This window comes from Microbulbifer variabilis (assembly GCF_020524905.1).
GTDB lineage: Bacteria > Pseudomonadota > Gammaproteobacteria > Pseudomonadales > Cellvibrionaceae > Microbulbifer > Microbulbifer variabilis_A.
The window spans coordinates 259,223-279,160 of record NZ_JAIVKI010000001.1; the positions used below are offsets into that span (position 1 = coordinate 259,223).

Consider the following 19,938-nt stretch of genomic DNA (forward strand, 5'->3'; position numbering starts at 1 on the left):
GGGGCTTGCGCGGCCTTTACTGTGGCTCTTTGTTACGTGCTTTTGCCAGAGTAGGGCGCGCCAGTCCAGCCGCTAAGCTGAATATTGGCGGCCCGGAAATAAGGCAGGGAAAATTGTGGCTGTAATCCGTTGCCTTACCCCAGGGGTAAGGTTGTAACTTTGTCGCCAGAAACGGTATTGCGGGAGAGCATTATGGCGAAAGAGCAGCAATCAGCGCAGACACTATTCCGCCTCAGTGGCGTGAGCTGTGCCGGCTGTGTGAATAAGATTGAGAGCGCCGTGCAGGGGGTTGCGGGGGTGGAAGATGCCCGCGTAAACCTGGCCGATAAAACCCTTAAGGTACAGGGCGCGGCGGCGCCGCAGGCCTGTATCGAGGCGGTGCGTCAGGCAGGTTATGATGCCGAGGTGGCCAAGAGTAGCGAGCGCCAGCGGCGTGAAGAGCAGCGCGCCCAGGAAGAGCGCCATTATCACCAGCTGCTGCTGCGCTCGGCTATTGCCCTGGGTGTGGGCCTGCCGCTGATGGCCTGGGGCCTGATCACTGACAAGATGTCCGTCAACAGCTTTGCAGACCAGCTGGCATGGGGCGCCATGGGGCTTATTACCCTGGCGATTCTGGTGTTCTGTGGTGGCCAATTTTTCAGCGGGGCCTGGAAGGCGCTGCGCCATCACAGCGCCACTATGGATACGCTGGTGGCCCTGGGTACCGGCACGGCTTGGCTTTTCTCCATGTTGGTAGTGCTGGTGCCCCATTTGCTGCCGGAATCCGCGCGCCATGTGTACTTCGAGGCCAGCGCCATGATTATCGGCCTGATCAGCCTAGGTCAGGCGCTGGAAGTGCGTGCCCGCGGGCGCACCAGTGCGGCGGTAGAGAAACTGCTGGAGCTGCAGGATACCTCGGCGCGGGTTTTGCGCGATGGCAAAGAAGTGGACCTACCGATCGAGCAGGTTCAGGCCGGCGACCAGTTGCGCGTGCGCCCCGGTGAAAAGATCCCGGTGGATGGGGTAGTGCTGGAGGGCGGCAGCCTGGTGGATGAATCCATGCTCACCGGCGAACCGGTGCCGGTGAAGAAGGGCGAGGGAGATAATCTGGCTGCCGGCACCCTGAATAAGAACGGCAGCCTGTTATTCCGTGCGGAAAAAGTGGGGGCGGATACCCGCCTGGCTCAAATTATCGAGATGGTCAAAAACGCCCAGGGCTCGCGTGTGCCCATTGCACGCTTGGCGGACAAAATCTCGGCCATTTTTGTGCCAGTGGTAATGATCATCGCTGTGGTGGCGGCACTGGTCTGGTTCAACCTGGGCCCGGACCCTCGCGCCGCCCATATGCTGGTGGTGCTCACCTCGGTGCTGATTATCGCCTGTCCCTGCGCCCTGGGGCTGGCCACGCCTATGTCGGTGATGGTGGGCGTGGGCAAGGGTGCGGAATACGGTGTACTGGTGCGCAACGGCAAGGCGTTGCAGCAGTCCTGCAATCTGGATGTGCTGGTTGTGGATAAGACCGGCACGCTCACCGAGGGCTCACCGCGTCTCACCGATATCGAAAGCGAAGGCGATAGCGATGAATTACTGCGTTTATTGGCGAGCCTGGAGCAGGGCTCGGAGCATCCGTTGGCTGAAGCGGTTGTGACTGCAGCCCATGAGAAGAAGCTCGATCTACAAAAGCCCAGTGATTTTGAAGCCATTACCGCACATGGGGTGATGGGAGTTATTTCCGGTAAAAAGGTACTGCTGGGCAACAGTAAGTTAATGCAGCGGGAAAATATTGCCCTGGGTGACTGGCAGGCCCGCGCCAACAATCTGGCAGAACAGGGCCGTACAGTGATGTACGGCGCGGTGGATGGCGTGCTGCAGGGAATTATCGCCGTGGCCGATCCCATTCGTGACGATGCCGCAGCGGCCATCGCTCGTTTACGTAAATTGGGCCTGCGTTTGGAGATGCTGACTGGTGATAACCAAGCCAGCGCCGAGGCCGTTGCCCGCCATCTGAAAATCGATAAAGTGCATGCGGAGCTATTGCCAGAGGATAAAGAGCGCATAGTGGCGGAGTTGCAAAAAGGTGGTGCGCGCGTGGGTATGGTGGGGGATGGTATTAACGATGCTCCAGCACTGGCTCGCGCCGATGTGGGCTTTGCCATCGGCGCCGGTACCGATGTCGCCATCGAAAGTGCCGATGTCACCTTGATGCGTTCCTCCCTACATGGGGTAGCCAATGCGGTGGAATTATCGAGGGCCACTCTCGGCAATATTAAACAGAACCTTTTTGGAGCCTTTATTTACAACACTTTAGGTATACCCATCGCCGCAGGGGTGCTATATCCGCTCACCGGCATGTTGCTGAGTCCGATTGTTGCCGGCGCCGCTATGGCACTTTCCTCACTGACCGTGGTGAGTAATGCCAACCGCCTGCGCTTTTTTAAGCCTTCGGAGGTGCACTAATGAATGCGATCCTGGTAAATACCATCGGAGTGCTGCTGATTATTGCCATCATCTGGTGGTTCTGGCTGGGCCCAAGGCGCGGTGTGGCAAAGACAGTAGCGGTTAGTGAACAACTGCAAATTTTGGTCAAAAATGGTGTCTATGAACCGGATCATATACGCCTGCCTGCAGGTCATACCGCCACCCTGCATTTTTTAAGGGAAGATCCCAATCCCTGCTCGGAATGGGTGATCTTCCCGGATCTCGAGATCAGTGCTGAGCTAGCGCTCAATAAAGAAACCACGGTAGAAATCCCTGCGGCCAAACCAGGGAAATACCCTTTTAGCTGCCAGATGCAAATGTATCGAGGGACGCTTATTCTGGAATAAAGTGAACACGACCAGCAGAGGCCAGTCTATTTTTAGTTAAGACGTCAATTAAGGTGTAATTTTTCACAGCCAGGACCGACAACGTTAATAGGCCTTCAGGCACTTTCACAGCTAACCCGACCTAGAATACTTGATGGGTCATTTGGGCATAGGGAAGTGCTGTAAGAAGAGTGAGAGGGGAAGCCACTAGGTTTTCCGCAAGTACTATTTACGATTTGATCCCTGAATGATGAATACCTTTTTACAAAAAACTTCTAGGGCCCTACTGGGCCTTTCATTTGCATTGATTGCTGCCGCTTTGTTTCTTGGCCAGAGTGGGGGTTTGGCCTCCATTTTCGGATTTTATGGTGTGAATAGTGAGGCAGGCTTGAACACCGTAAGAATTGTTGTAGCACTAGTCTTTGCGGCAGCTGCCGTGCTGGCCCTGTTATCGCTGTTTAAACTACAATATATTCGCCCTCTGGCACTACTAATTTTATTTATATCCTTGGTCCCATTGCTGACTCTCCTCGGAAGTGCACATTGGATCGATAGCCTCGGTGGGTTTCCCGCCATTGGCTCCGGGCAAGGCGTGATCAAGTATTTTGCCCTCACTGCGATTGGCCTGACACTGTTGAGCCGCAGTGCCTCTCAGTCACAGCGCTATATCTGGCTGAACTATTTACCGGTGGGGTTGGTCCTGCTGTGGATTGGCGGGATGAAATTCACCGCAATAGAAGCCCAGGGCATTGAGGGTCTGGTGAGTAGCTCTCCCTTGATGGCATGGCTCTATAGCATTTTCAATATCCAGCAGGCCTCCAATCTGATTGGCATCTATGACTTAATCGCTTTGATCATTCTGGCTTTGGGCATAGTCATGCGGCCTCTGTTTTGGCCGGGGGTACTGCTCTGTGCCGCAGTGTTTGTGGCAACTCAGACCTTTCTATTCAGCTATCCCGGAAGTTGGCAGAGCCCGGGAGTTTTGGCCTCAAGTGGCATTTTTATCATTAAAGACCTATGGTTTATCGCCAACCTGCTAATAATGATCGATATCCGTAAGCGCCAAAACTGCCCAGTGGAGATGAGGTGTTTATCGGCCTTCTAGCCTTAATTAAGTATTAGGGACAAATTCTAATTTTTAGTCATATATTTAGAATAATTATTCTGGCTTCCTAGGTGGCTACTTCCCGTTTCCTATTTTTCTAGGTCCATTTGAATATTTATGTGCGGATTTTTTTCTTTGGAAAAGACAATAAGCCTAAAAAGAAATTCCCTTAAATTAATAAATTATTTCTTCCTCAAAAGAGTGATATGGCCTTTGGTGACAATTTTGCACTATGTTTGCATAATTGCGAAATTATTCGGAACCGTATCTAAAGGTCAAAGTCCATTAATCTGACAATAACGCCTTGTGAGTAATTTTTTAAAAATAGTAATACTTACTTTATCAGATTTAATAGGGAATTAAGTAAACCCAGGAAGGAAATCGCACATGCATAAGTAATGGTTGTAGATATGATTTTACGAGTGAAAAAAACGGCTTCATCCTTGAAGAAACCTACATTAAATAAAACTCTATTGGCGATGATTTTGGTAGGTGCCAGCTCTAATACAATGAGTCATGGCTATGTAGAAGAATATGGTGGAGGTGTGGCATCTGCACGAGGTACTTTATGTAAATACCCACTATCCACAACAGGCCAAAAAAATATGAATTGTGGAGCCGTTCAATGGGAGCCGCAAAGTGTTGAAGGACCGGAAGGATTTCCGGAGAGCGGTCCGGCTGATGGCCTGATTGCGAGTGCCGGTAGCAATGTGTGGTCACCATTAAATGAGCAAACTGCTGACCGTTGGCTTAAAAATCCTATAACTGCAGGTAAGCAAACTTTTAAGTGGCACTTTACTGCAAATCACGTAGCCCGTGACTGGAAATATTATATTACCAAGCCGGATTGGAATCCCAATCTACCATTATCCCGCGCTTCATTTGATCTAAATCCATTTTGTACTATTGATGGAAATAATCAGAAGCCACCCATTGATATGCATCATGAATGTGTGGTGCCTCAGCGAGATGGGTATCAAGTTATTCTTGCTGTGTGGGATGTCGCTGATACAGCCGCTGCCTTTTACAATGTTATCGATGTGGAATTTGGTGGCGATGGCATACCTGAAACAGGATGGAGTCAAGGTGGAACTATCAATCCCACACAAAACCTAAAAGTTGGTGATAAAGTTTCCACACGTGTTTACAGTAGCAGCAATGAAGAGCCAGCTTATGCAACCGTGCTGGAAATTGCTACTGATGAGCAGGGTATGGCTAATAATTGGGCCTATGATCTTGCAACCAAAATCAACCAAGAACAGACCAGTATTCGTGCAGGCCAGTTAAATGGCGAAGACCAATTTAGCCCTGTCTTCGGTTCAAACCCAATCTATTTACAGGATGGAAGTGGTTTAGAGCGTGTTGAAATTAATTATGAGATCAATAGTCCTACCCCAGATTATGATTTAAATGTGTCAGGACTTGAAGATATGTACACAATATCTGACGATCCACTCTCACTACAGCTTGCTCTTACCGCAAAAGGAAATATCAGGGCTGAGCTGAAAATCTTGAACCATGCTCGTGAAACACTGGCTAATTATGAAGTCAATATGAGAGATGGTCAGAGATTAGATAGGACTTTGACACTTTCAAAGTCTGAACCAGGCCATCATATGCTCGTGATCGTGACAAAAGATATTGATGGCAATCTGATTGATCAAACTACACAAGATTTCCATTTGATGGAAGACGAAACATCTCCACCGCCAGCAGGTGACTACGACTTTGTTTTCCCCGAAGGCCTAAAATCCTATACCGCAGGGACTAAAGTAAAGGGTAGTGATGGAAATATTTATCAGTGTAAGCCCTTCCCTAACTCTGGCTACTGTGTCCAGTGGAGCAGAAGTGCAAACCAGTATGAGCCGGGTAGAGGTCGAAACTGGGATATGGCTTGGGATAAACTGTAAATAGGCTAGGCAATTTAAGGCCCCTCTATGGGGCCTTTTTTATTTTTCTTCCAGCTGGTCGTGTCAAATTTTTACTGGCTTAATCGTTCAGTTGGTTTAAATAAGCAGGGTTAACAAACGGAGTATCCGCCATCAACCGGCAGGGTGATGCCTGTTATAAAATCCGAAGCAGACGATGCAAGAAAAACAGCTGCTCCAGCTATGTCGTCAGCCTCACCCCAACGAGCCGCAGGTGTACGTGCAAGGATCATTTTATTGAACTCAATATAATCTGGGCTTTCGCGTACTAGCTCAGTCAATTCCGTAACAATCCACCCTGGGGCGATTGCGTTGACTTGAATATTATGTGTTGCGAGTTCAACGGCCATTGCTTTGGTCAGTTGTACAATACCACCCTTCGCCGCACCATAAGAGGGAACTAATTTCGCACCAAAATAGGAATACATACTGGCAAGATTGATAATTTTTCCACTATTTTGCTTAACCATGGAGGCCGCAGCATATTTTGAAAGGAGGAATGTCGCGTCAAGATGTGTGGCCATTGTGATATCCCAGACCTCGGGCGATTCGTTGAGAATACCGCCGGTCACAGAGACACTCCCTGCGTTGTTAACAAGGATATCTATCCTGCCCAAGTCAGCTTTAACTGCATCTATGGCCTCGGACAATGTTTCACGCGCCGTTACATCAAGGTGTAATGCCATAGAGGGAACCCCGATTTCCTTCAGCTCAGCGAGAACCTGCTTGTTTTTTTCCTTATTTCGAGCAAGCACGGCTATCGCCGCGCCGGCACGAGCCATACCCAGCGCAATGGAGCGCCCAATTCCACGATTTCCACCAGTAATGATGGCTACATGTCCACTGAGATCAAAGGGGGATGAGGTGTTGGGCATTTTGGCCTCGGATTGTTGTGATGGTAATGCCTGATAGGAGGAGATTCTTTACTAGCACTCTCGTGGACACCTTATGGAGTTAGTTTTTAATATTGTAGCGAGGGTTGACTGTTAAGACTGGAGAGTAAATAAGACAATTTATTTAGATTTATTTGCCCAAAAGTAATATCAATGGTTTTCGCAAATTTCGTTTGGTTGTCATGTTCTCCATAAGGAATAAATGTGGATAAAAAAGATATTTGGATCGTTTCAGCAAGGTCACGCCGTATGGAAGGATGTTTGTTAGACGATGATGGCTCTGCGTTTTCTTTGTGGAATACTTGTTGCCATCAAAGGGGCCTAATGAAGCCAGTAATACGGTTGAACATTTTCTTAGGGATAAGCAGCTGGAAATGTGTGAGCTACTAAAGTGCGAAATTTATGATCCGAAATTATGGGAACATACTATACAGTTTAGTCAGATCGAAAAGGCGGCTGAAGCAGCCAAAAATTTGGGAAAGCCAAAATTTGCTTTGTTTATTTCCTCAGAATCCATGAATTTTGTTGAAGATAAAGAAAGCTACAATGAAATCGAATGGGATTAATCAAATTTCTCTTGGCTAGTTGTTTGAATTATAAAAACTATAAATGCCCAAAGGCGACATTCAAACAGGCCCTGCGCAAGCATCATTTTAGAGCGGTCAAGCTTGATAATGACTCAAAAATATCCCAGCAGTACGCTCTGCCAGTGCCACTTGTTCGGTTGGGCTAGGCGGGCCGGAGAGTTGTAACATCTGTGGCCAAAAGCAGCTTCCCTTGATTAAATTGTGTATCTGCCCGCTGGCGATTTCTGGGTCTAGTGGCTTCAGTCGGCCATCGGCTACGGCGGCTTTTATCCAGCGTTGTACGCCAGTTTCATGGGCTTTGTATTTTTCCATTTCCTGGCGCAGGGCTTCCGGCTGATGGAAGAAGTAGTCGAAGGCCATACGGTTCAGTTCAATATACTGGGGGTTACAGATGGTTTTAATTTCCAGCTCCAGTAGCGCGCAAAGCTGCGCATGAAGGTCGCTACCCGGGTGGTAGTCGCAGCCGGAGGACTGGGTTGCCTGCTGCCAGAGCTCGCCAATTAAAAACATCACCAGCGCTTCTTTACTGGCAAAGTGGTTATATACCGTGCGCTTGGACACCTGGGCGCGGGCTGCCAGTTCATCCATGCTGGTCCCCTGAACGCCGAGTTCCTGAAAAGCCTGTTTAGCAGCATCAATAATGGCCTGGCGCTTTAGCTCACTTCTGGTCGGCTTTTTTTCACTCATGTGACTCTCAATATCTCTGTTTACACCAGGAGATCTGCCCGGCGGGGAATTACACTTCACGATTAATTTTACACTAGTTGGTTTACTTTTGTCTCTTTCATCAATAAACTGCACTGCATAGTTTACTTGGTGTTGTCGATGAAGAAGCGCTGGTGGTTATTAGTAGGAGTGATCGCTATGTCCGTTGGTCTGTTTACTAGCTGTGCTACACAGCCGAAAAAGTTTCAAAATACGGAGATCGACTACAAGGCAGGGCTGGGTAAGATGGCGGAGATCATCGGTGCCTATGTCCGCACTGAGAGGGTGGCACCGGTGCCGAAAGCGCCTATCCCACTACAATCGATCACAAAGGAAGTGCTCACAAAAAATGAGAATCAGCCCACGATCTATCGTCTGGGGCACTCATCAGTATTGATTCGCCTTGACGGGGAGTATGTGCTTACTGACCCAGTGTTCAGCGAACGGGCTTCACCAGTACAGTGGATGGGACCTAAACGCTTCCACCCGCTACCTTTGTCCCTGCAAGACCTGCCGGCATTAAAAGCCGTATTAATCAGTCATGATCACTACGATCACCTGGATAAAACCAGCGTGCGTATCCTGGATAAGAAAGTGGAGCGCTTTATTGTCCCCACGGGGGTCGGTGCTTACTTAAGGGAGTGGGGGGTTGCTTCAAACAAGATTACCGAGTTGGCCTGGTGGCAGTCTCTTTCATTAGGCAGTCTGCAATTTACGGCCACTCCGGCCCAACATTTTTCCGGGCGTGGCCTTACGGATAGGGATACAACTTTGTGGGCCAGCTGGGTGATAGCGGGGCGTGAAGCTCGAATTTTCTTTAGCGGTGATAGTGGTTACTTTGGAGGCTTTCAGGAAATCGGTGAGCGCTTAGGCCCCTTTGACTTGACCCTGATAGAAACGGGTGCTTACAACGATCTGTGGAGTGAAATCCACATGAAGCCGGAAGAGAGTGTGCAGGCTCATTTGGATCTGCGTGGCCGTGTCATGGTTCCCATTCATAACAGTACCTTTGACCTGGCCCTGCACGACTGGTTTGAACCTCTGGAGCGAGCGCTTGCAGCTGCAGAAGTCCATGGATCAACCGTTTTGACTCCCATTATCGGAGCTCCGGTAAATGTACTAGCTCCTCAGATAACCCAAACTTGGTGGCGGGAAATGCTTATGGATAAATCTGGTGAGCTGGCGGCCGAGCTATAGCTTCCATTTCAATAATGTTTTATTGGTGTGTTTCTTTAAGTCGCCAGAATATAGTGGAATTAGTGTTAGCAGTAATCCCGGGAAATGACAGCTTATTTTTCTTGGCAGGACTAATGTGTACTCAGGGAAGCCAGCCGGCTCCTTAAGTCTTCAGCTCTACCCTTGTTTTGAGAGCTAGCAATCTCTATTGCTTTTTTCAGGGCGGAAGTTGCCCCTGCAATATCACCTTGATCTTTCAGTAGATCAGACAGTTGCTGGTAGGCATCAATAGAATTTGGACGATATTCGATCCATCGTTTCGCCACAGTGGTCGCTTCTTGAATGCGCCCCTCTTTTCGAAGGTAGCTTGTCAAGTAGCTCAGTTTATTTACATTCCTCCAGCGAGTGGCTCTTGGCAATATAGGAAATTCATACTCTTTTGAGAGTGATTGGTAGAAGCTGTCAATATTTCCCATCGCGTCACCAGGTTGGGAAACTAGCGATTTATAATCGGCAGACCATCTCGCTTGTGGGTAGTTAAGTTCTATAGCTGAGAGCAGGGCCTTAATGAAGGCTCCGTAGTGATTTTCATAATTAATCACCTCTATTTTAAGTTTTAGGTTCTCTGATGCATACGGACTGAGCCGCTTACTTAGGGTTTTCAGCAGAATAGGATAGCGCTTGTCTTTGAGCATATCACTATCAGCCATGGCGAAATAAAGAGTCATTTTTTGTTTTGGTGAAGCTTGCAGTGTTTCAACTATTTCATCGATGAAAGTTGCCTCTGAACTTGGCCCCATTCCCAATATGTCTGCAGCCGATAAAAATAGATAGGATTGAAACAGATCCGGTGCATTTGACAATGTATACAGTGGGAAAATGCTGCTTGTAGAGACACCAATCATCATGCGGTGATCCAGAGCACGGTAGTTGTTCTTAAGATATGGGAAAAGCTCCTCCTCCAGAAATTTAATATAAGTGCCGGGCCTGCCATGGGCGTTGAATTTCTCAGTTTGAGTATGTGTCCACATGCCCTTTAAGTAGGTTTCCGGTTCATCGCCTCCCTCATTCAGGCTGATGACAATGGTTTCTGGCATTCGCTCAACACTACTTAGATGTTTCACGACACCGGTGAGTGTATGGAAGAATTCAGCACCATGGATGCCGTTAATAACTATAAGAGGATATCTTTGCTGATCTGATGCTTGGTGGAATGTTTGCGGTAAATAAATATTTATAGCAACTGAGCGGTTCAGTAGTTTGGATTGGAAGTGGATTTTTTCAGCATAATTAAGTGGTTCACTGGTAACAATATGATCCACCTCCTGAGGTTTTTGAGGCTCGGCTATAGCGCTGGTGCAGAAAAAACAGGCCAGTATTATTTTTCTAAGGGGCATTTTTCTAACTCATCTATGGATTAATGGTACCTCTAACCCTATTGGGGTTTGTATCCTTGATAATTTCAGGGAGTTGCTGGAATGCTATTGCAATCTTAGCGGTTGGTAAAGGCTTGGGAGTTCGTTCGGATAGGTGGGCTTGGTATGGCGTTTTTTTATTCTTTAATACAAAGAGAGTGATTAGGGTTCGGGTTTATACCGAATTTGAAATATTTTATGGCAAGGTAAAATTAGCACCATTCTTTTATGTTAAAACCAGAGGCGAGCCCCTAATACCCAAACTGTCAGGCCAACATTTTCACCTTCTTCCCTGGCAAAGTCGGCGGCATTTCCTATTTCCCTCGAGTAGTGTACGCCAGCGTAAGGCGAGAATTTTTGGGTGACTTCATAAATAAGGCGTACACCTAACTCTAATTCTGATAATCCTGAACCACTGCCCCGAGCTTCGTCATTTTGGCCAAAAAAATTCAGTTCAAACCTAGGAGCCAGGCTCAATTTCTTGGTGACTTTTAAATCGTATTCGCCCTCGACTCTAAGAGCGGTACTGCCACTTTTTCCGATAAAAAATACGGCATCCATTTCCAGTGAGTAAGGCGTTTCTCCCACGATACCAATTGCAGCCCAGTTGCGGCTGGTACTCTCCAGCTGGAAATCGTGACGTATACCGGCGATAAAGTTCCACTTTGCCGAGATGGCGCGGCTTAAAACTCCCCAAAGTTCATTCTTTTCAATTTGTCCAGCAGTGCGTTCAAAGACGACTTCGACAGCCACTTTATTGATATCGCCTCCGTAGCTTAAGTCCCCCTCGATTGCTGCACCGTGATCTCCACGCAGCTCAAAGTAATCCAGGCTGAGTTTGGCTACCGATTCTTCTCCGCCAGTGCGGGACTGAATACTGTGATGCAGATGTCCCTCTTCCTGGGCATAACCGCTCCCAGCCAGGATACTGAGTGTGATGATTAAAATTAGGCAAAGAGATTTAAACAATGCGTACCTCGCGACACATACCACCTGCGCGATATAGCATTTGGCACTGGAGAACCCAGCGTCCGTAAGTATCGGCGTTAATCAAATAACTGATTTTGGCGCTAGGCTGCACCATAAGGGTGTGCTTGCGCGGCATATATTCACCGTCACCGGTCTCGAGTTCACTCCAGAAGCCATGCAAATGCATGGGTTGGGTCATCAGGGTGTCGTTCACCAGGGTAATTCGCAGGCGTTCGCCGTGATTAAAAACCAAAGGGTAGGCGTCTTTGAATTTAATCCCGTCGATGGACCACATATAGCGGTCCTGGTTGCCGGTCAGGTGAAGTTGTAATTCCCGCTGGGGGTCGCGTGGATCTGAGGTGGGCATGAGGCTGCGCAGGTCGGCGTAACTGAGCACGCGGCGGCTGTAATGCTGTTGATGATCTCGCAGGCCCACGCCGGGGTCGCCCAAGCCATTTACGGGCATTTGTGTACGTGTGGCAACAGCAAAACCCTTTTCACTGGATGGATGTGAGATGGGGCTGTCACTGCCCAGGCCAGCGGGAGCGAGCCTCGATGCAGTTTTTTCTTCGGAAGCTGGCGTGGAGCTGATACTGCCCAGGCCCAGGTCGCGTTTGCCCAGTATTGGGATTGGGTCCAGGGAGGGCACTTCGGCGGCGAGCCCCAGTTGCGGGGTTAGGGTGCCGCAGGCGTAACCACTGCGGTCGATGGCTTGTGCAAACAAGCTGTAGGCCCTGTCGCTATTGGGCCGTACCAGCACATCGTACGTCTCGCCGGTACCCAGGCGAAATTCATCCACACGCAGCGGTTGGATATTCTGGCCGTCTGCCGCCACCAGCGTCATTTCCAGGTCGGGGATACGCAGGTCGAAAAGGGTCATCGCGGAGGCGTTAATAAAACGCAGCCGCACGGTTTCACCCGGTTTGAAGAGGGCAGTCCAATTATCCTCGGGGGTTTGTCCATTAATCAGGAAGGTGTAGCCGCCGACATCGGAGACATCCCGGTCCGATTTGCCCAGCAGGTTCCAGCGGTGTCGCTCGCGCAGTGTCTGCTCGACACCTTTGTTCCGCACCTCGCGCCAGAGATCGGTGGCGGTGCGTTGGCGGCGGCGGTTGTAGTAGCGGCCGTCTTTTTTCAGGTTGGCATAAATAGACGCGCTGTTTTCATCGCTCCAGTCGGACAGCAGCACCACGTAATCCCGGTCGCTCGTGATGGGATCTGTCTGTTCTGGGTCGATCACTATGGCACCGTAGAGTCCTTTCTGTCGTTGAAATCCCCAAGTCCCCTGATACCAGTAAGTTCCGCTTTGCTGCACTTTAAAGCGGTAGCGAAAGTGCTGACCGGGTTGAATGCCGGCGAAATTGATGCCGGGAAAGCCGTTCATGGTGCTTGGCAGTCTGATGCCGTGCCAGTGGATGGCACTGCCGGTAGTCAGCGAATTGTGGATATCCAGAGTAACCGTTTGGCCCTCTTTCCAGCGCAGAATCGGGCCGGGTGTGGCGCCATTGATGGAAAGGGCAGTGTTAGCTTGGCCGGTGAAGTTAACCGGCTGATTGCCCAGCGTCAGGTCGAAGCGGTTGCCACTGAGAACGGCTGGTGGGGGCACCCTTGCCCTGGCGGGAAGGGGGAAACCGGGCAAACCCAGCAGGGCCATTCCGGCGCTGATTCCAGTTACAAAGGTACGGCGCGATATCGCGCCATACCGGGGAGGTTTTGTCATCGACAGTCCTCAGAACTGTTCTCCAGCTGCGTTGATCTCTGCATACACCACGCTGCTGCCGTCCTTGTTTAGTTGCATCACCTGGTAGGGGGTAAAGCGATCGCCCATTTCCATACCAGGGCTGCCTAGAGGCATACCGGGTACGGCCAACCCCAAAGCCCCTTTAGGTGGACTCTGCAAAAATTGCTGAATCAGTTTGGCTGGTACATGCCCTTCGAAAACATAGCCTTCCTTGGACACACTGGTGTGGCAAGACTGGTAGCGAGGTTCGATTCCGTGCTGCTTTTTGACGCCGTTGAGGTCATCGACATCCTTTGTCACTACTTCGAAGCCGCTGTTGCGGGCGTGGTCCACCCAGACTTTGCAGCAACCACAAGTTGCGGATTTATAGGTAGTTAGGTTCTGTGCCTGGGGCTCGGTAGGTTCGGCGCAAGCACTGAGGGCCAGTGTGGTAATAAGCGCGGCCACTGCGGTTAGAAAAAATCGGTACATGAAATTACTCCGGTCATTCATATCAACGGGTCCACCACATCGTCAGCGCAGTATCGGTGCACTTAGTGACGGATAAAAAAATATTTAGGGTGAAATTTTCGGTTGGCGCCGAGGCTCAATGGGCGATAGGAGGTCGCAGGGCGCTTTCCGGGTCGGGGGAGGGTTTAAATACCGAGTTGGTAGTTGCCAGGGAAATTGGTCGGGAAAAATTCGGAATAGGGTCGGAGACCGCGGCGAGGCTGTTGCTCAATCCAGGGCAGCAACCGCATTCGATGCCACAGTCGCCGCGGTGCTCGCCGTGGCAATCGTCGGCCTTATCCGCTTCGCAGTGGCCTTGTTCGGTGCTCTCCATGCCTTGGCGCAGCATATCTGCTGGCTCCGCACAGGGCACGGCTGATGCGAAGCCGGCAAAGGCCAGCAGCAGTATCAGCAGCAAGGTGCGAAGGGGTCCGTTGTGCATAAGATAGGCCTGGAGCTGTGTGCTGGTCAGTGTATGTGTGGCCAGCAGGGGGTGCAAGCAAGGGGGTGTGTAGCACTGAGAAATGTGTGGAGGGAAGTAGGCGGAGAGCATCCCGCTCTCCGTTGGTTTTACAGCCTACAGGGTTATCGCTTCTAAAAACTGTCCTCTAGACAGGCCTCAGGGTTTCCTCAGAGGTAAGCGATAGTCCTGATGTCGCAGCAGATCGGGTCCACACTCCAAGCGCTCCAGCCAGCTCAGGAAGCGCTCCTTTATTTCGTCTGAGGCAAAGTAACCGCCGTGTTGGGGCACAATCATGGCTGGATTCAGTTCCCGTACCATTTTCACCCACAGGCGGCAGGCCCAGTTGCCTCCCATATAGCGTTGGTGAAAACCTTCCATGGATTGAATGTGCGTATCGAAGTCGTTGACTTCACCCTCTTCTCCGCCAAGAGAAGCGCCCACATCACCGGAAAACAGGATGCGGCTGACCGGGTCGAAGAAACTGAAGTTACCGCAGGAGTGCATAAAGTGCGCGGGCAGAGCCCAGATTTCACTGCCGGCAAAGGGTAGTACTGCACCCTTGTCACTGAGGGGAATAATACGATCCTGCCAGCGTTCGCTGCCGGCGCGCGAGGCGACAAAGCCGGAGACCAGGTGCGGCAAAAAGCGTGACCACAATTTGGATACCGCCACCTTGCAGCGGGAGTGCAACATCCAGCGCGGCAGTGAGGCGATAATGTCCGGGTCCTGGTGCGAGGCCAGGATATATTCCAGATCGCTCAAGTTCAGGTGGCGGCTGAGTTCGATGGTCAGGTGCGTGTAGGTGAGATCGCCGCCGGGATCGATCAGCGCACCTTTGGTGCCGCGGCGAATCACAAACTGGTTGGCTTGCACGCCATCGCTGTCATTCTGTTCTTTAACCAGATCGCAGAATCGCGCAACCAGGTGGGGGCCTTGTTCAAATAGGATATCCACGCCGCGGCTTCCCCCTTATTTAACTAGGTCTAGGTACTGGGTAAGACGCTCCTTGTTAACGGCAATACGTTCACTCATTCCTTGAGCGTGTTTCTTGGCATCTTCCAGGTTACCGGCCTGACCCACCTGGATCACACCCACCATGCCCAGGGGCAGGTGCGGATCGCACTGGTACAGGTAAACCCCTTCCTTATTCAGTGTCACAGTTACTTTTTCGCCCATGCTGCCATTCCAGCTGGTACCTTCGTCAGGAGAGAAAACGGAATGGCTGTTGTGGGCCATATCGGTAGGCAGGAAGGTGACGGTATCGCCCGCTGCAACGGTCAGGAAGGCGGGTTCGAAAGTCATCATGCCATTCGTGCCCTGGTTCAGCATCTTAACTTCGTGATCTGCAGCCAGGGCGGAGGTCGAGGCCATGGCGAGTGCGAGAATCGCACTGCGAAGAGAAATAGACGACATAATTACTTCCTGTTTAATGATTAGTCGGTGTTGTTGCTGTAACTCCGCCTGTGAAAGAGACGAGTCGCGCCGGATATTAGCCCGGTGAAAATACAGCGAATTGATCTAGATCAATCGCGCAGATCCCTGAGAAAGTGGAAGAAAATGCCAACTCTTCCCTCAGATAAAGAAGAGTCATACCTGACCGTTTAGCGCTGCCCGTTGAAGTAGGATAAGGGGTAAACTGTGCGCCAATTTGACCAGGTGATGCTTTGGGGGAATAGCCTTGGCTACAAAACGCAAAACTGCCTACGTGTGCAATGAATGTGGTGCCGACTATACGAAGTGGGCGGGGCAGTGTGGTGCCTGCGGTGCCTGGAACAGTCTCTCTGAAGTGCGCCTGGGGCCGGAACACAAAGACAGCCGCGCGGCTAATTTCACCGATGCCCAGAGCGGCTATGCCGGTGCCGCCGGCGCTGGTAAGGTGCAGAAACTCTCGGAAATCGACCTGAGCGAGCTGCCGCGTATTCCCACTTCCGCCTCGGAACTCGATCGGGTGCTGGGGGGCGGCCTGGTGCCGGGCTCGGTGGTGCTGATTGGCGGTCACCCTGGGGCTGGTAAATCGACAGTATTGCTGCAGACCTTGTGCCACCTGGCCACCTCTATGCCAGCTCTTTATGTCACCGGGGAGGAATCCCTGCAGCAGGTGGCCATGCGTGCCAAGCGCTTGGGCTTGCCCGCCGATTCCCTGCAGCTACTCAGTGAAACCGACGTGGAGCGCATCTGCCTGGCGGCAAAAGAAGTCAATCCGCGCGTAATGGTGGTGGACTCCATTCAGGTAATGCATATGAGCGATGTGCAGTCTGCCCCGGGTTCCGTGGCCCAGGTGCGCGAGAGTGCCGCCTACCTGACCCGCTTCGCCAAGCAGACCGGTACCGCGCTGATACTAGTTGGCCATGTCACCAAAGACGGCAGCTTGGCCGGCCCCAAGGTGTTGGAGCATATTATCGATTGTTCCATCCTTCTCGAAGGCACTCACGATTCCCGTTTCCGTACCCTGCGTGCGCATAAAAACCGCTTTGGTGCGGTGAATGAACTGGGGGTGTTTGCCATGACCGAGCAGGGCCTTAAAGAGGTTTCCAATCCCTCCGCGATTTTCCTGCAGCGTGCGGAGGAAATCGCCGCGGGTTCGGTGGTGACTTCCGTGTGGGAGGGCACCCGACCACTGCTGGTGGAGCTGCAGGCGCTGGTAGATGACAGCAGCCTAGGGAATCCACGCCGTGTGGCAGTGGGCCTCGATCACAACCGCTTGAATATGCTGCTGGCTGTGTTGCATCGTCATGGTGGGGTCTTGGTGGGCGACCAGGATGTGTTTATCAATGTGGTGGGCGGCGTCAAGGTAATGGAAACCAGTGCTGACCTGACCCTTTTACTGGCGGTTGTTTCAAGCTACCGCAACCGGGTGTTGCCGCGGGACCTGGTGGTGTTCGGTGAAGTGGGGCTGTCCGGTGAGATCCGCCCGGTGCCCTCGGGTCAGGAGCGCCTGCGCGAGGCGGCCAAGCACGGTTTTCGCAAGGCGATTGTGCCGGCTGCCAACCGCTTGAAAAATGATATCGAGGGTATGGAAATGCACTCAGTGAAAACTCTGGCGGAGGCTCTCTCCGTGATCGAGATGAGTTGAGTCGGATGAGTGCGCATGCGCCCAGGCGCAATTTTTTCTGGCGGCAACTATTACTCGGCGCGGTGTTAATACTTACCGCCAAAGCCCAGGCTTATGAGCGCATCGCTTCGCTAAATCTGTGCCTGGATCAGGTGTTGCTGAACTGGGCGGAACCTGCGGATATCGCCTCCCTGACTTGGCTCTCCGCTGCCGAGCAGTATCGCTCACTGCCGATACCCGAACACGTACAACTCAACCGCGCCCGCGCCGAGGAGCTGCTGCCATTAAAGCCGGACTTGGTGCTCGCCGGGCAATATGGTGCCCAGCGTGCAGCCGAGCGGCTGCAGGCACTGGGTGTGAATGTGGTAACCATTCCCGATGCCTACAGCCTGGAGCAGTTGCAACAACAACTCGATGCTTTTGAAGCCGTACTGGGTCCACTACCCCCGCTGCAAAAACAGAAGCGTGCGCTGACTCAGCTGCTCGATCAGCCCACTGCCAAACAGCGCGCCAGCGCGGTGATTCTCTCTGCCAATAACATTACCTATGGCAGCGGTATGTTGGAGCATCAGTTGCTGCAGCGAGCCGGTTTTGACAATCTCGCCAGTTCTCAGGGCCTAGCTCGTATCAGTCTCGAAGAAGTTATCGCCCTGCAACCGGATTTGCTGGTGTTCTATGGCAGCGAACAGCATTTTGCCTTGGCTTACCTGGCCGCTCGCCACCCGGTGTTACAGCGCTATATCGATAGCGGTCGCACCTACACATTGCCTAAACAACTGAGCCTGTGTCCGGCACTGGCGGTGGTGGATACGCTGCAACAGTTGATGGATAAGAGGGAAGCTCTTGTTAAAGCACAATAAAAACGCGGTTTTTCTATTGCTGGCAGCCTTGCCATTGGCCCTGCTAGGAGCTCTGGGCAGCGGTCCGGTTTCGGTGGACCTTTCCAGCGCCCTGGCTGAGGGCTGGAGCGGCCAGAGCAGCGATGCGGTGATCCTGTGGCAGTTGCGCCTGCCCCGCGCCTTGTTGGCGATATTGGTGGGCGCTGCACTGGGAATGGGTGGCGCGGCCATGCAGGGAATGTTGCGCAATCCCCTGGCAGAGCCGGCGCTGCTCGGTGTCTCCAGTGGCGCGGCCTTGGCGGCAGTATTGTTTCTCTATTATGGCGCCGCCTGGAAATCCGGTTGGCTGTTGCAGGCTCTGGCTATCGGCGGCGCCTTTAGTGCCGCGGCGGCGGTGTGGCTGTTGGCGGGGCGCGGTGCCAGTGCCGGGCGCCTGGTGTTGGCGGGGGTGGCCATTAACGCTTTTCTGTCGGCACTGATTGCACTGGCGCTTAACTATGCGCCGAGTATGTTCGCTATGCAGGAGGTGGTGTTCTGGCTGATGGGCTCGCTGGCCAATCGCGGTTGGGACCAGCTGTTTTTGGCTTTGCCCTTTTTGGCGGTGGGGGTGTTGTGCCTGTTTTTCACGCGCAATTATTTGCGCGCGCTGGCTTTGGGGGAAGACAGCGCGGCTTCCCTAGGTTTCCAGAGTCGTGCCTATCCCTTTCTTATTCTGCTGGGTATCGCCAGTGCTGTCGGCGGCGCTGTAGCAGTGGCGGGCACTATCGGTTTTGTCGGGCTAGTGGTACCGCATCTGGTACGCCCACTGGTGCGCCAGGACCCTGCCAGGCTACTGTGGATCAGCGCTCTTGCCGGTGCGCTGCTGTTGCTGCTGGCAGATATCCTGGTGATTAATTTTGTCGGCGCTCAGGAGCTACGTATCGGCGCGGTCACCGCTTTTATCGGTGCGCCTTTTTTCTTCTGGCTAATTTTGACGGCGCGTAGGGGGCAGTGGTTGTGAGTATTGCGGCTGAGCAAACGATCGAGGCCGCCTGCATTGAGTTGGGGCTAGAGCGTGGGCGCAAGAGCGTCCTGCGGGGAATCCATTGTGCATTTAAGCCCTTTGAGCTGACTGCTGTGGTGGGGCCAAATGGAGCCGGTAAGAGCAGTCTGTTGCAGTGTCTGTCCGGAGTTCAAAACCCCAGTAGCGGGCGAGTAGAGCTGAATGGTGTGGCCTCCGGACAGATGACGGCTGCCCAGCGTGCGCGGCTGGGGGCTTTCCTGCCGCAGTCGGAGACTCCGGCATGGTCTCTCAGTGCGGCGGATATGGTGGCGTTGGGATTACTACCCTGGGGGCGACTGCCGGATCGCGAGCAGAGAATTCAACAGGCGTTGTTATTGGTTGATGCGCAGGAATTTGCCGAGCGCCCGGTCACTCAATTATCCGGTGGCGAGCTGCGTCGCGTGCAATTGGCCCGCCTGTTAGTGGGGCGGGCGCCACTGTTGATCGCAGATGAGCCCACTGCGGCGTTGGATATCCGCCATCAGCTACAGCTGATGCAAAATTTCCGCAGCCTGGCGGATAGCGGAAAAACTGTGGTGTTGGCACTGCACGATCTCAGCCTGGCGGCACGATTCTGTGATCGGATTCTATTGATACTGGATGGTGAAATGCTGGCACAAGGAACGCCCCAGGAGGTGCTGACCCCGGCGCTGATTGGTGAAGCCTACGGAGTGAGTTGCGAATTCCGTTGGCGCGATGGTGTCGCCGACTTTGTGCCGCTGGACTTGTTGCGGAAATCCAGCGGCTAGAG

Annotated in this window: 19 protein-coding genes; 10 read left to right on the forward strand and 9 right to left on the reverse strand. The window is 52.1% G+C overall.

Annotated features, from left to right (window positions below; all coding sequences use genetic code 11):
- Positions 1–192: 192 nt before the first annotated feature.
- The 4 genes from LC073_RS01070 (at position 193) to gbpA (ending at position 5,798) form a co-directional block, all read left to right on the forward strand.
- Positions 193–2,436 (forward strand): heavy metal translocating P-type ATPase, encoded by a 2,244-nt coding sequence (locus tag LC073_RS01070; protein WP_226642447.1) that lies wholly within the window; start codon positions 193–195, stop codon positions 2,434–2,436.
- Positions 2,436–2,804: a cupredoxin domain-containing protein gene (locus LC073_RS01075; RefSeq protein WP_226642449.1), complete on the forward strand. Its 369-nt coding sequence runs from the start codon at positions 2,436–2,438 to the stop codon at positions 2,802–2,804. Before LC073_RS01070 ends, LC073_RS01075 begins: the two co-directional genes overlap by 1 nt.
- 349 nt (positions 2,805–3,153) lie before the next feature.
- On the forward strand, positions 3,154–3,888 hold the full coding sequence (locus LC073_RS01080; RefSeq protein WP_226642451.1) for a DUF417 family protein: 735 nt from the start codon (positions 3,154–3,156) through the stop codon (positions 3,886–3,888).
- Between the two features lie 398 nt (positions 3,889–4,286).
- Positions 4,287–5,798, forward strand: a complete 1,512-nt coding sequence (gbpA, locus tag LC073_RS01085; RefSeq protein WP_319004696.1) for an N-acetylglucosamine-binding protein GbpA — start codon at positions 4,287–4,289, stop codon at positions 5,796–5,798.
- Positions 5,799–5,908: 110 nt separating this feature from the next.
- Here the strand turns inward: gbpA and LC073_RS01090 are convergent, their stop codons facing one another.
- A complete protein-coding gene (locus LC073_RS01090) occupies positions 5,909–6,691 on the reverse strand; it encodes an SDR family NAD(P)-dependent oxidoreductase (RefSeq protein WP_226642453.1) in 783 nt (260 codons plus the stop codon).
- Between the two features lie 323 nt (positions 6,692–7,014).
- Between LC073_RS01090 and LC073_RS01095 the strand changes: the two genes are divergently transcribed.
- Positions 7,015–7,275, forward strand: a complete 261-nt coding sequence (locus tag LC073_RS01095) for a hypothetical protein (RefSeq protein ID WP_226642455.1) — start codon at positions 7,015–7,017, stop codon at positions 7,273–7,275.
- Positions 7,276–7,371: 96 nt separating this feature from the next.
- Here LC073_RS01095 and LC073_RS01100 read toward each other — a convergent pair whose 3' ends face one another.
- Positions 7,372–7,983, reverse strand: a complete 612-nt coding sequence (locus tag LC073_RS01100; RefSeq protein WP_226642457.1) for a TetR/AcrR family transcriptional regulator — start codon at positions 7,981–7,983, stop codon at positions 7,372–7,374.
- Positions 7,984–8,121: 138 nt separating this feature from the next.
- On the opposite strand from LC073_RS01100, the gene LC073_RS01105 reads away from it, so the two are divergent.
- Positions 8,122–9,198: an MBL fold metallo-hydrolase gene (locus tag LC073_RS01105; RefSeq protein WP_226642459.1), complete on the forward strand. Its 1,077-nt coding sequence runs from the start codon at positions 8,122–8,124 to the stop codon at positions 9,196–9,198.
- A 110-nt stretch (positions 9,199–9,308) separates the two neighbouring features.
- Here the strand turns inward: LC073_RS01105 and LC073_RS01110 are convergent, their stop codons facing one another.
- From LC073_RS01110 to LC073_RS01140, 7 genes are all read right to left on the reverse strand, one after another.
- On the reverse strand, positions 9,309–10,574 hold the full coding sequence (locus LC073_RS01110; protein WP_226642460.1) for an alpha/beta hydrolase: 1,266 nt from the start codon (positions 10,572–10,574) through the stop codon (positions 9,309–9,311).
- A 249-nt stretch (positions 10,575–10,823) separates the two neighbouring features.
- On the reverse strand, positions 10,824–11,561 hold the full coding sequence (locus tag LC073_RS01115) for a copper resistance protein B (protein ID WP_226642462.1): 738 nt from the start codon (positions 11,559–11,561) through the stop codon (positions 10,824–10,826).
- A complete protein-coding gene (locus LC073_RS01120; RefSeq protein WP_226642464.1) occupies positions 11,554–13,281 on the reverse strand; it encodes a copper resistance system multicopper oxidase in 1,728 nt (575 codons plus the stop codon). Before LC073_RS01120 ends, LC073_RS01115 begins: the two co-directional genes overlap by 8 nt.
- Before the next feature lie 9 nt (positions 13,282–13,290).
- The gene (locus LC073_RS01125; RefSeq protein ID WP_226642467.1) at positions 13,291–13,773 is read right to left on the reverse strand and encodes a DUF411 domain-containing protein; all 483 of its coding nucleotides are present in this window, start codon (positions 13,771–13,773) and stop codon (positions 13,291–13,293) included.
- Between the two features lie 115 nt (positions 13,774–13,888).
- Positions 13,889–14,233, reverse strand: a complete 345-nt coding sequence (locus tag LC073_RS01130) for a hypothetical protein (RefSeq protein ID WP_226642469.1) — start codon at positions 14,231–14,233, stop codon at positions 13,889–13,891.
- Between the two features lie 177 nt (positions 14,234–14,410).
- Positions 14,411–15,208, reverse strand: coding sequence for an MBL fold metallo-hydrolase (locus LC073_RS01135; RefSeq protein WP_226642471.1), 798 nt, complete (start codon positions 15,206–15,208; stop codon positions 14,411–14,413).
- A gap of 15 nt (positions 15,209–15,223) precedes the next feature.
- A complete protein-coding gene (locus tag LC073_RS01140) occupies positions 15,224–15,667 on the reverse strand; it encodes a pseudoazurin (protein ID WP_226642473.1) in 444 nt (147 codons plus the stop codon).
- A gap of 265 nt (positions 15,668–15,932) precedes the next feature.
- Here LC073_RS01140 and radA point away from each other — a divergent pair, with 265 nt between their 5' ends.
- From radA to LC073_RS01160, 4 genes are read left to right on the forward strand one after another with little or no spacing between them, the layout of a single operon-like run.
- Complete coding sequence (gene radA / locus LC073_RS01145) at positions 15,933–17,327, forward strand: DNA repair protein RadA (protein WP_226642475.1); 1,395 nt, start codon at positions 15,933–15,935, stop codon at positions 17,325–17,327.
- 5 nt (positions 17,328–17,332) lie between these two features.
- Positions 17,333–18,166 carry an ABC transporter substrate-binding protein gene (locus LC073_RS01150; RefSeq protein WP_226642477.1) on the forward strand — a complete coding sequence of 278 codons (834 nt, stop codon included), beginning with the start codon at positions 17,333–17,335 and terminating at the stop codon, positions 18,164–18,166.
- Positions 18,150–19,145, forward strand: a complete 996-nt coding sequence (locus tag LC073_RS01155; RefSeq protein ID WP_152454942.1) for a FecCD family ABC transporter permease — start codon at positions 18,150–18,152, stop codon at positions 19,143–19,145. Before LC073_RS01150 ends, LC073_RS01155 begins: the two co-directional genes overlap by 17 nt.
- Complete coding sequence (locus LC073_RS01160; RefSeq protein WP_226642480.1) at positions 19,142–19,936, forward strand: ABC transporter ATP-binding protein; 795 nt, start codon at positions 19,142–19,144, stop codon at positions 19,934–19,936. The genes LC073_RS01155 and LC073_RS01160 overlap by 4 nt, the downstream gene beginning before the upstream one ends.
- The last annotated feature ends 2 nt before the right edge of the window (positions 19,937–19,938 follow it).

Excerpts from the sequence above, each read along its gene's own strand:
- LC073_RS01125 (WP_226642467.1), bottom strand. The coding sequence starts at position 13,773 with ATGTACCGATTTTTTCTAACCGCAGTGGCCGCGCTTATTACCACACTG.
- LC073_RS01105 (WP_226642459.1), top strand. The coding sequence starts at position 8,122 with ATGAAGAAGCGCTGGTGGTTATTAGTAGGAGTGATCGCTATGTCCGTT.
- gbpA (WP_319004696.1), top strand. The coding sequence starts at position 4,287 with ATGGTTGTAGATATGATTTTACGAGTGAAAAAAACGGCTTCATCCTTG.
- LC073_RS01140 (WP_226642473.1), bottom strand. The coding sequence starts at position 15,667 with ATGTCGTCTATTTCTCTTCGCAGTGCGATTCTCGCACTCGCCATGGCC.
- LC073_RS01150 (WP_226642477.1), top strand. The coding sequence starts at position 17,333 with ATGAGTGCGCATGCGCCCAGGCGCAATTTTTTCTGGCGGCAACTATTA.
- LC073_RS01075 (WP_226642449.1), top strand. The coding sequence starts at position 2,436 with ATGAATGCGATCCTGGTAAATACCATCGGAGTGCTGCTGATTATTGCC.
- LC073_RS01090 (WP_226642453.1), bottom strand. The coding sequence starts at position 6,691 with ATGCCCAACACCTCATCCCCCTTTGATCTCAGTGGACATGTAGCCATC.
- LC073_RS01070 (WP_226642447.1), top strand. The coding sequence starts at position 193 with ATGGCGAAAGAGCAGCAATCAGCGCAGACACTATTCCGCCTCAGTGGC.
- LC073_RS01130 (WP_226642469.1), bottom strand. The coding sequence starts at position 14,233 with ATGCACAACGGACCCCTTCGCACCTTGCTGCTGATACTGCTGCTGGCC.
- LC073_RS01120 (WP_226642464.1), bottom strand. The coding sequence starts at position 13,281 with ATGACAAAACCTCCCCGGTATGGCGCGATATCGCGCCGTACCTTTGTA.
- LC073_RS01110 (WP_226642460.1), bottom strand. The coding sequence starts at position 10,574 with ATGCCCCTTAGAAAAATAATACTGGCCTGTTTTTTCTGCACCAGCGCT.
- LC073_RS01100 (WP_226642457.1), bottom strand. The coding sequence starts at position 7,983 with ATGAGTGAAAAAAAGCCGACCAGAAGTGAGCTAAAGCGCCAGGCCATT.